Source organism: Pseudoalteromonas sp. MelDa3 (assembly GCF_002863625.1).
GTDB classification, from domain to species: Bacteria; Pseudomonadota; Gammaproteobacteria; order Enterobacterales; family Alteromonadaceae; genus Pseudoalteromonas; species Pseudoalteromonas arctica.
This window is the reverse complement of record NZ_PJBR01000238.1, coordinates 1-10,314: the sequence shown is the minus strand read 5'-3', so window position 1 is coordinate 10,314 and position 10,314 is coordinate 1. Positions and strand designations below refer to the sequence as shown.

The window sequence follows — 10,314 nt, the reverse complement described above, 5'->3', positions numbered from 1 at the left end:
CACTTGAGTATGATATCCCGGTTGCATTTGGCGTATTAACCACAGAAAGCATTGAACAAGCAATTGAGCGTGCTGGCACCAAAATGGGCAATAAAGGCGGCGAAGCTGCTTTAGGCGCGCTTGAAATGGTTAATGTGTTAGATAAAATTTAAGTTTAAGGAATTTTTGTGAAACCAGCAGCAAGACGTAAAGCACGTATCTTAGCACTCCAAGCCGTTTATTCTTGGCAAATAAGTGGCAATTTAATTGCCGATATCGAACAACAAATGTTGATCGAAACAGACGTTACTAAAATTGATGTTGAATACTTTAAAGATTTAGCGACGGGTGTTGCTGTAAATTATAAGCAACTAGACGAAGCTGTATCACCACATTTAACACGTCCGTTTAATGACTTAGATATGGTTGAGCGCGCAATTTTACGTTTAAGCAGCTATGAGCTTAAGTTCCGTGAAGATGTACCTTATAAAGTTGCTATCAACGAAGGTATTGAGCTGGCCAAAATATTTGGCGCTGAAGACAGCCATAAATTTGTAAACGGTGTACTTGATAAAGCTGTTAAGCATTTACGCAAGTAAGTAAACCGTTAAAGAGGGGAGCCGGCATAGGCCGGCTTTTTTGTGTATGAAGGAATTTGAATTAATTAACCGCTACTTTAAAGGTCGCGGGATCACCCGTCGTGATGTAAACCTAGGTATAGGGGATGATTGCGCTTTAGTAACCGTTCCACAAAACTGCCAACTTGCCGTTACAACAGATACTCTTGTTGCTGGCGTACACTTTTTTGATGATATTTCCCCTCGTGCATTAGGTCACAGAGCGCTTGCTGTTAATTTAAGTGACTTAGCGGCAATGGGCGCTGAGCCAACATGGGTTTCAGTTGCGTTAACCTTGCCAAGTATTGACCCACAGTGGATTGAAGAGTTTACTGAAGGCATGCATGAAATTGCAGAATACTTTAATGTGCAAATTATAGGTGGCGATACCACGCAAGGCCCATTAACTATCACTATTTGTGCAAAAGGGACTGTACCAGAAGGTACTGCACTTCGCCGTAGTGGTGCGAAAGTGGGTGATTGGATTTATGTTACAGGTCCGCTAGGTGACGCTGGACTTGCAATTGAGTCTCGCAAACAAGGTATAAGTATTGAGCCAGAACATTTAAAGTACTTAAATAAGCGCTTTGACTTTCCAACACCGCGTGTTGCTGCAGGACAGGTATTGCGAGGCCTTGCATCATCGGCTATTGATGTATCGGATGGTTTAATTGCTGATTTAAGCCATATACTTGATATGTCGCAAGTAAATGCAGTTGTGAATATTGAAAGTATTCCGACTTCAGATGCAATGCAAGCAAGCCTTGATTTTAATCAGCAGCTGCCATTTATTCTCAGTTACGGTGATGATTACGAATTAATTTTTACTGTACCTGATAGCAATAAAAGTATGCTAGAAATAAAACTACGCCAGTATGGTGTAGATGCAACATGCATAGGCCAAATTAAAAGTGGCGATGGTCAAATTGAACTTTTACACAACGGTGAAAAGTTTGATTTTAAGCAGCAAGGTTTTGAGCATTTTGCAAAGGAGCTGGTTTGAACAAAAACCGAAAGTTTAATTTAAAGCGCCCACATCAGTTTTTTGGTTTGGGTTTTGGTACTGGGTTAGCCCCTAAAGCACCTGGTACATTTGGCACTTTTGCTGCACTGCCATTCATTTTTATGACTATGTATTATCCGCTATGGTTGCAAATTGTATTTGCCGTAGTGATCAGTATATTTGGTATATGGGCCTGCGGTAAAACGGCTGATGATTTAGGCGTGCACGACCATCCTGCTATTGTATGGGATGAAGTGGCAGGCTATTACATTACAATGATTGGTGCAGCACTTAGCTGGCAAACATTACTCGTTGGTTTTTTGTTATTTCGCTTTTTTGATATAGCAAAACCTGGCCCAATCCGTATGCTAGACAAACGAGTACATGGTGGTTTAGGTATTATGGCCGATGATATACTTGCGGGCGTTTTTTCGCTTATATGCTTACAGGCGCTAATAAAAGTGGGTTTACTACCCTTTTAATTTTTTATATTTGATTTGTTTAACTAGGTGGCAGCAATATGATGCGATTTTTACTGGTTTGTGTACTGATGTTGTGCGCGACACCAAGTTGGGCTTCAATTAGTGATTACGTAGTTAAGCAATGGAATATAAAAGATGGTCTACCTTCGCAATCACTTAAAAGCGTAGTACAAGACCAGCAAGGCTATATGTGGCTTGGTACTCAGTTTGGCTTAAGCCGTTTTGATGGCACAACGTTTACAAACTACAACACGCAAAATAGCCCGTTCTTGCCTAGTAATGGTATTAATAAACTTTTAGTCGATTCTAGTGGCTTATTGTGGGTAGGTACTAAAAGTGGCTTGGTAGTTATTAATCCTGCCACATTTGCAGCACAAGAGTTTAATATTAAAGGTCCAGTAAGAGATATTCTTGAGGACTCTAAAGGCAGCATATGGATTGCGGCTAATGGTTTATACTATGTAGATAGAGGGCAAGTTGATTTACGCACTCAAGTAAATGGTCCCCTACCTATTGTTAATGCTACCGTAATTACCCAAATTGTTGGCTCTGTTAGCCAAATGGCACTCTCTCCTGAAGGTATTTGGCTGGTTAATGATCGTCATTTATTACGCCTTACTAAAAACTCATCAGATTTCTCTAAACTACGTTTAGAGCTTACCGCTAAAATATCGTTACCAGAGCGCTTAGCGCAAACCATAGTGCACGATTTATCATTCTTAAACGGTAATTTGTATATAGCCTCTGAGCTAGGTGCATACTTTTTAGATTTAGATGACGAACTAAGACCTTTTCCTTTACCTAATGCAAATAACTCAGCCGTTTATAAGTTTATGAGTGATACCGATGGTGGCTTATGGGTTTCGACTTATGGACGTTTATTATTTAGAGATAAAACCGGTGAGTGGCAATGGGTAGAGCCAAGCCAACTTGATCAAAGCATATGGTTTGCTGATATTTTTAGAGATGATAAAAATAACGTTTGGTTAGCAAGTTTTAGTGAAGGCTTATGGCTTGCCCATGAAGGGCGGGTAGAAAGGCATTCAGCAGTTTCAGATATGACCGAGTCTGTTATGGCTATTAGCCAAGCTCCAGATGGAAAACTGTGGGTTGCTAACAAAAGCGGCATCGGTTATTTCGATTTAGATAAAAGTTTTATTAATTTAGTTCCAAGTAGTAAATATGGATACGCGTCAGTACACGATCTACAATTCGATGGTGAACGATTATATATAGCCACGGGGCGCGGCTTATTTGTTTTTGAAAACAAGACACTCTATACCGTCCCTGGTCGAGCGCTTCGCGATAACCCGGTATTTGCAATAAGTCGCTCTAGTAAAGGCGGTTTTTGGATTGGCACCGGACGCGGTTTATATCGATTAAATTATGCTGGTTTAACGCCTTTTGCATATAACGCTTTTTTAGGTAGTAAGTTTATTACCTACGTATTGGATAAAACAAACTTTGGTGTGATTGGCACTAGTAAAGGCGCATATTACTTTACAGACCGTGGCATTGAAAAAATTGGTGACCAAACAACACTTGAAAGTGCATACGTAACTAGCGTGCTACATATAGATGGCGTGGGTATTTTAATCGGCTCTCTTAACGATGGGCTTTTTTACAGAAGTACGCAAGGGCAGTGGCGTCAACTCGATGCAGCTAATGGTTTACCGTATGGGTCTATATTTAGCCTAGAATATGATGAAAAGTTAAAACATGTTTGGGTAAGCACCATGAAAGGTGTTTACAGAATGCCTGTAGAGCAATTTAAAACAGAGATAAAAAGCTTAAAAGTTGAAGAAGTGATTTCATCTTTTGACCGTCAACTCGATGGTAAAGCGAATCAATGTTGTAGTGGACTTGGGCATGATGCGGTAGCAGACACCGGCAATTCTATTTGGTACCCAAGCTTACAAGGTGTTGTTGAAATACCTAAAAATGTAGAGCTATTTGGTGTGCTTGCATTAAAGCCAACAATAGAAACAATAACAACACCACTTCGTCATTTAACCACCGCTGCGCTTGGTAAAAAACCATCATTAGAAACAGACGAGCGTGATATAACGCTAACTTACACAGCTATTGATTACTATGCACCAAACAGTATTGAATTTAGATATAAACTAAGTGGCTTAGATAGTGACTGGCGCTATGCTAATACGCGACGTGAAGCTATTTATACTAACTTGCCTCCAGGCTCGTTTTTGTTTCAATTAGAAGCGAAGCGCCAAGGTGAAGACTGGACTAAAGCGCAAGAAGTAGAATACGGTTTTGTAGTGCCTGAGCGCTTTGACGAAACTATTTACTTTAGGCTTTTAATTACCAGTGGCTTTATTTTGCTTTTCTACCTTATTTTTTGGGTGTTTAGAGCGCAAGAGCGTAGAAAACAAGAAGCATTAGAGGGCTTGATCACCGAGCGCACCTTAGAGCTTCGTCAAGCTAATGATAAATTAGGCCAAGTGAATTCACAGCTTAAATTAGTTAGTCACTCAGATGAGCTAACAGGGCTGCGTAGCCGTCGCTTTTTGTTTGATCAACTCCCTAAAGATATTGAACACTTTCAACGTAATTCACAATCGCTGCAGGCACAAGGCAAGTCACTGGTGCTGGTAATTATTAACTTTGATAATTTCAGCCGTATTAATGATGCCTATGGCCCAATTGCAGGTGATAGCTGCTTACAGCAAATGGCTGCATTATTAAATTCGCGTACGCAGGGTTCTGACTATGTGGCACGTTGGAGTGGTGATGAGTTTTTACTATTATTACGTGATTTTAAATGCAATAAAATAGACAGCTATGCTTCAGATCTTTGTAAAGTAATAGCGGCTAATTCATTCCAATTACCAAATGGAAAAACAACTAATATCACGGCATCAATTGGTTGGTCATTTTATCCATTACCACTTTTGGGTGGGCAGGTAATTAGCTGGGAAACATCTATTAACCTAGCTGATATTTCATTGCACCAAGTTAAAAAGCGCGGTGGTGATGGTGTTGCAAATATTACGTTTGATGATCAGCTTGATGCATTTGAGTTTGAACAAAATTCTAACGTTGATCAACAATTAGGTATTTTACAAAGCAATGGCCTAGCTGATATTAAAGTGTGGATGCGCTGATCAGCAATATTTGATATTAAAAAAGGAGCCTAGGCTCCTTTCTTAATATGCTCAACTTTAGATGTATAGGAAGTTAATTAATGAACGCTTTAATAGCGGTTAATATTCCTTGCTCGCCTAACCCCATTTCATTGTGCATTTCATCTTGGGTGCCGTGTTTAATAAACTCATCAGGAATACCTAAGTTAAGGATATTAATATCAGCTTTTTGCGTTGCTAAGAATTCGTTAACTGCAGAGCCGGCACCGCCAGCAATCGCATTATCTTCAAGCGTAACAATTACATCGTGGCTAGTTGCAAGCTCATTTAAAAGTGCGGTATCAAGTGGTTTAATAAAGCGCATATTAACAAGCGTTGCATCTAATTCATCTGCAGCAAGCTGTGCATTTTCAAGTAATGTACCGAACGATAAAATGGCAATTTTACTGCCTTTCTTAATTGTATCTGCCTTACCTATTTCAAGCAGTTGCATAGTGCTTTCAATGTCTGCAGTACCTGCACTACCGCGAGGGTAACGAACAGCAACTGGGCAATTTGCTTTATAGCCGGTATACAGCATTTGACGGCACTCGTTGGTATCGCTTGGTGCCATAATTACCATATTTGGAATGCAGCGCATAAAGCTTAAATCGTACGCACCTTGGTGAGTTTCACCATCGGCTCCCACAATACCAGCGCGGTCAATGGCAAATAATACAGGTAAGTTTTGCAGTGCAACATCATGTATTAATTGGTCATACGCACGTTGTAAAAAGCTTGAGTAAATAGCAACAACAGGTTTTAAACCTTCACAGGCAAAGCCAGCGGCTAAAGTAACGGCATGCTGCTCAGCAATAGCTACATCAAAGTATTGATCTGGATGCTCTTTAGAAAAACGTACCATGCCTGAACCTTCGCGCATTGCAGGCGTGATAGCCATTAACTTACTGTCTTGTTCGGCCATATCACATAACCAATCGCCGAATACTTTTGAAAAAGTAGCAGCACTAGGTTTAGATTTAGGTAGGCTAGTTGTGCTCGGATCGAATTTTGGTACACCATGATAGCCAATAGGATCGGCTTCAGCCGGTTTGTAGCCCTTACCTTTTTGGGTTTTTATATGTAAAAGCTGTGGGCCTTTTAAATTACGCATATTACGTAATGTATCTACAAGCATGTTTACATCGTGACCATCAATGGGACCAATGTAATTTAGGCCTAATTCTTCAAAGAAGGTACCCGGGATCATCATGCCTTTAATGTGCTCTTCCATTTTACTGGCAAGTTGCTTTACCGGAGGCACACCTGAGAGTAACTTTTTACTACCTTCACGAATGTTAGTATAAAAGCTACCTGATAAAATTCGAGCAAAGTGATTTGTTAATGCGCCAACATTTTCAGAAATCGACATTTCGTTATCATTTAAAATAATAAGCATGTCTGATTTTACATCACCTAAATGATTCATCGCTTCAAATGCCATGCCTGCGGTTATAGCTCCGTCACCAATAATGGCTACAGACTTTCGACCTTTACCTTCTTTTTGTGCAGCAATAGACATACCTAAGGCAGCTGAAATAGAGGTGCTTGAATGGCCTACGCTAAACGTATCGTATTGGCTTTCATCGCGAAAAGGAAAAGGGTGCAAACCGTCTTTTTGGCGAATAGTGTGCATTTGCTCGCGACGACCAGTAAGAATTTTATGCGGATAAGCTTGATGACCCACATCCCAAACTAGGCGATCGTCTGGAGTGTTATAAACATAATGCAGCGCAACGGTTAGTTCAACCGTCCCTAAACCAGACGCTAGATGACCGCTACTTTGCGATACTGAGTTGAGTAAATAATCGCGCAGCTCATTGCTAAATGCAGGGAGTTTGTCTTGCGCTAAGTCACGCAATTGGGCTGGCTCGTCAACCAAATTAAGTAATGGATACTTGCTACTATCAAGTGTCATGGTTTTATATATATCCTTCGCTAACATTAATTAATTCAAAGCTTTTACGAATAATTAATGTTGAGTAATAATGTCAGTGCTAATTGCAATACGTATGAGCAAAAATTAGTGGTCACGCTCAATTAGGTAATTTGCTAGCGACGCAAGAAGTGTTGTGTCAGCATCTATATTTGCTAACGCTTCATGGGCTTGTTGTATTAAATTCTGCGCCTTTTCTTTAGCGCCTAGCATACCTAATAACGCCGGATATGTCGCTTTATTCGCGGCAATATCGGAGCCTTGTGGCTTTCCTAAAATAACTGTATCGCCTTCAACATCTAAAATGTCGTCGTGTACTTGAAATGCTAGCCCTATAGCATACCCAAAAATACTTAAATTTTCTAAGGTTTGTTGATCAGCCTTTTCACTGCACAGTGCACCAAGTGTAATTGCGCAATTAATTAGAGCTCCGGTTTTTAGCTTATGTATTCGCTCAAGCTCTTGTACGGTAATCACTTTATCAGTTGCTGCTATATCAAGGCCTTGTCCGCCAACCATACCCTGAAGGCCTGATGCGTGGGCAAGTGTAGCAATCATTTTTACTTGTGTTTGTGATGAGCATTCAAATTTGTGATTCGCAATAAGCTCAAAAGCAAGAGTTTGAAGAGCATCACCGGCTAAAATTGCATTTGCCTCGCCAAACTCTATATGACAAGTAGGGCGTCCGCGGCGTAAGTCGTCATCGTCCATTGCTGGTAAGTCATCATGGACTAACGAATAGCTATGAATACACTCAATTGCAGCAGCAAGTACGTTTAAGTCTTGATGGTTTGCGCCGAGCATTTTACCTGTGGCATAAACTAAAAATGGACGTAATCTTTTACCGCCATTAAATAATCCATACTGGGTGGCGTTCTTTACCGTTTCTTCTGTATCGAGAGGCTGGTTAAAATGCTGTTGTAAGGTCGCTACTACATCTTTTTGAGCACGTTCAATATGATTTTTTATGCTCACAGCTATTCCATATCATTATCAAAGTTTGTAAGTACTGACTTTTCGCCATTCCCCATCAAAATTGATACTTTTTGTTCTGCTTGCTGTAATTTCCCTGATGAAGCACTTGCTAATGCAATTCCACGTTCAAATTGCTTTAACGATTGCTCAAGCGATAAGTCACCTTGTTCCATGTCACTAACGATTGTAGATAATTCTTCTAGTGCTTGTTCGAAACTTAAGTTTTCAGGTTTTTTAGTCGCCATCTTTATTTCAGCTTACATAATAAATTTAGGGGTCAATTTTAGGGGGAATGCTAAACTAGGTCAAAGGATGATATTGGTTTTTTACCTTTATAACGTTAAATTATATTTCAAGTGCATTAATAAAGCCTTAATAGCGGTCTTTTGGTTTAATAAATCAATTGATAATTAGGTAGCCTTTATAACTTGATCTAAGATAGTGCTAAAGGCTGCTTTTTATGTTTATTTATAAAAATGGCTTAAGCAATTCAATATGTTGCCGATAAGCAGTTAATAATAAAAGTTTATGATAAGGCCATTAAGCATGAAACTTCTGGAGGAAATGTGGATTTAGCAACCATAATCGGGATCCTAGGCGCAATTGGCTTAATTGTCATGTCTATGTTTATGAGTAGTAGCGGTGAAATGGCTATGTTTTACAATACCCCGTCTGTGGTTATTGTATTTGGTGGTTCACTCTTTATTGTTTTATCAAACTTCACTATGTCGCAATTTTTGGGAATAGGTAAAGTTGTTGCCAAAGCGTTTATGTTTAAAATCGAAACGCCAGAAATACTTATCGAAAAAGCAGTAGAACTTGCGGATTCAGCTCGTAAAGGCGGTTTTTTAGCACTCGAAGAAGCTGAAATTCCAAACCCCTTTATGCGCAAAGGCGTCGATATGCTCGTTGATGGCCATGATGCAGATGTAGTTCGCGCTACACTTCAAAAAGATATTTCTCTAACTACGACTCGCCATGAATTGGGCGCGGGTTTATTTAAGTCGTTAGCTGATATAGGGCCTGCAATGGGTATGATTGGTACTCTAATTGGTTTGGTTGCAATGTTGTCTAACATGGATGACCCAAAGGCAATTGGTCCTGCAATGGCAGTAGCACTATTAACAACTTTATATGGCGCGTTTTTAGCCAATGTTGTGGCAATTCCTATTCAGGTAAAACTTGAACTGCGTAAAGACGAGGAAGCGATGAATCAGCGTTTAATTTTGGATGCTATTTTAGGTATACAAGATGGTCAAAATCCAAAAGTAATCGAAGGTATTTTGAAAAATTACTTAGCTGAATCTAAACGCAAAGTAGATACCGAGGAGTAACTATGTCTGATCAAGAGTGCAAATGTCCACCACCAGGTCTACCTGCATGGATGGGAACGTTTGCCGATTTAATGTCACTGTTAATGTGCTTTTTTGTACTCTTGCTCGCGTTTTCAGAAATGGATGTACTTAAGTTTAAACAAATTGCGGGCTCTATGAAGTTTGCTTTTGGTGTGCAGAATAAAATTGAAGTAAAAGACATCCCTAAAGGGACCTCTGTTATTGCCATGGAGTTTACCCCAGGCAAACCAGAGCCAACTCCAATAGAAACCATTCAGCAGCAAACAGTCGAAATGACTCAACAAATGTTAGAGTTTCAGGCTGGCGATGAAAGCTCAGCAGGCGGCAGGCAAGAACAGCGCGGGGATAAACGCGGTGGCGAATCTCGTAGTACCTCACAAGAAGAATCTTCTGAGCAAGCAACTTCAGCAGCCGATCAGGAGCAAACTAACGAGCTTGTTAAAAAGATAGCGCAGCAGCTTGAAAAGCAAATAATCGATGGCGCAATTGAGCTTGAGTCATTAGGGCAGCAAATAATTATTCGCATTAGAGAGAATGGTTCATTTCCTTCTGGTAGTGCATTTTTACAACCTAAGTTTAAACCTATAATTCAAGATATCGGTGTGCTGTTAAAAGATGTACCCGGTGAAATAACAGTATCTGGCCATACAGATGATTTTCAGGTATCAAATGAGTTATATATTAATAATTGGGACCTATCATCAAAGCGTGCTGTAGCCGTTGCAAGTGAACTGCAAAAAGTCCAAGGATTTGATAAAACGCGAATGATGGTGGTTGGTCGAGCTGAAACACGACCACTTGTACCGAATGACACCGATGAAGAT

The 10,314-nt window shown here is 40.0% G+C and carries 10 protein-coding genes; 7 read left to right on the top strand and 3 right to left on the bottom strand.

Features of this window, described 5'->3' with window-relative positions; translation table 11 throughout:
- The 5 genes from CXF89_RS20050 to CXF89_RS20030 form a co-directional block, all read left to right on the top strand.
- The coding region (locus CXF89_RS20050; protein WP_180961431.1) for a 6,7-dimethyl-8-ribityllumazine synthase at positions 1-152 on the top strand (152 nt) is incomplete at its 5' end.
- Between the two features lie 15 nt (positions 153-167).
- On the top strand, positions 168-578 hold the full coding sequence (gene nusB / locus CXF89_RS20045) for a transcription antitermination factor NusB (protein ID WP_007587129.1): 411 nt from the start codon (positions 168-170) through the stop codon (positions 576-578).
- 46 nt (positions 579-624) lie between these two features.
- A complete protein-coding gene (gene thiL / locus CXF89_RS20040; protein ID WP_101164009.1) occupies positions 625-1,599 on the top strand; it encodes a thiamine-phosphate kinase in 975 nt (324 codons plus the stop codon).
- A complete protein-coding gene (locus tag CXF89_RS20035) occupies positions 1,596-2,081 on the top strand; it encodes a phosphatidylglycerophosphatase A family protein (protein ID WP_007587120.1) in 486 nt (161 codons plus the stop codon). The genes thiL and CXF89_RS20035 overlap by 4 nt, the downstream gene beginning before the upstream one ends.
- Positions 2,082-2,119: 38 nt before the next feature.
- The gene (locus tag CXF89_RS20030; protein WP_007587118.1) at positions 2,120-5,206 is read left to right on the top strand and encodes a ligand-binding sensor domain-containing diguanylate cyclase; all 3,087 of its coding nucleotides are present in this window, start codon (positions 2,120-2,122) and stop codon (positions 5,204-5,206) included.
- A 73-nt stretch (positions 5,207-5,279) separates the two neighbouring features.
- On the opposite strand, the gene dxs is transcribed toward CXF89_RS20030, so the two are convergent.
- The 3 genes from dxs to CXF89_RS20015 all read right to left on the bottom strand — a co-directional run bounded on the left by dxs (position 5,280) and on the right by CXF89_RS20015 (position 8,380).
- Positions 5,280-7,142: a 1-deoxy-D-xylulose-5-phosphate synthase gene (dxs, locus tag CXF89_RS20025; protein ID WP_121955573.1), complete on the bottom strand. Its 1,863-nt coding sequence runs from the start codon at positions 7,140-7,142 to the stop codon at positions 5,280-5,282.
- 105 nt (positions 7,143-7,247) lie between these two features.
- On the bottom strand, positions 7,248-8,135 hold the full coding sequence (ispA, locus tag CXF89_RS20020) for a (2E,6E)-farnesyl diphosphate synthase (RefSeq protein WP_121955572.1): 888 nt from the start codon (positions 8,133-8,135) through the stop codon (positions 7,248-7,250).
- Between the two features lie 2 nt (positions 8,136-8,137).
- Positions 8,138-8,380, bottom strand: a complete 243-nt coding sequence (locus CXF89_RS20015; RefSeq protein ID WP_002961738.1) for an exodeoxyribonuclease VII small subunit — start codon at positions 8,378-8,380, stop codon at positions 8,138-8,140.
- 321 nt (positions 8,381-8,701) lie between these two features.
- Here CXF89_RS20015 and pomA point away from each other — a divergent pair, with 321 nt between their 5' ends.
- Both pomA and CXF89_RS20005 read left to right on the top strand, forming a co-directional pair.
- On the top strand, positions 8,702-9,469 hold the full coding sequence (gene pomA / locus CXF89_RS20010) for a flagellar motor protein PomA (protein ID WP_007587114.1): 768 nt from the start codon (positions 8,702-8,704) through the stop codon (positions 9,467-9,469).
- A gap of 2 nt (positions 9,470-9,471) precedes the next feature.
- A partial coding sequence (locus CXF89_RS20005; protein WP_121955571.1) for a flagellar motor protein MotB occupies positions 9,472-10,314 on the top strand: 843 nt, incomplete at its 3' end.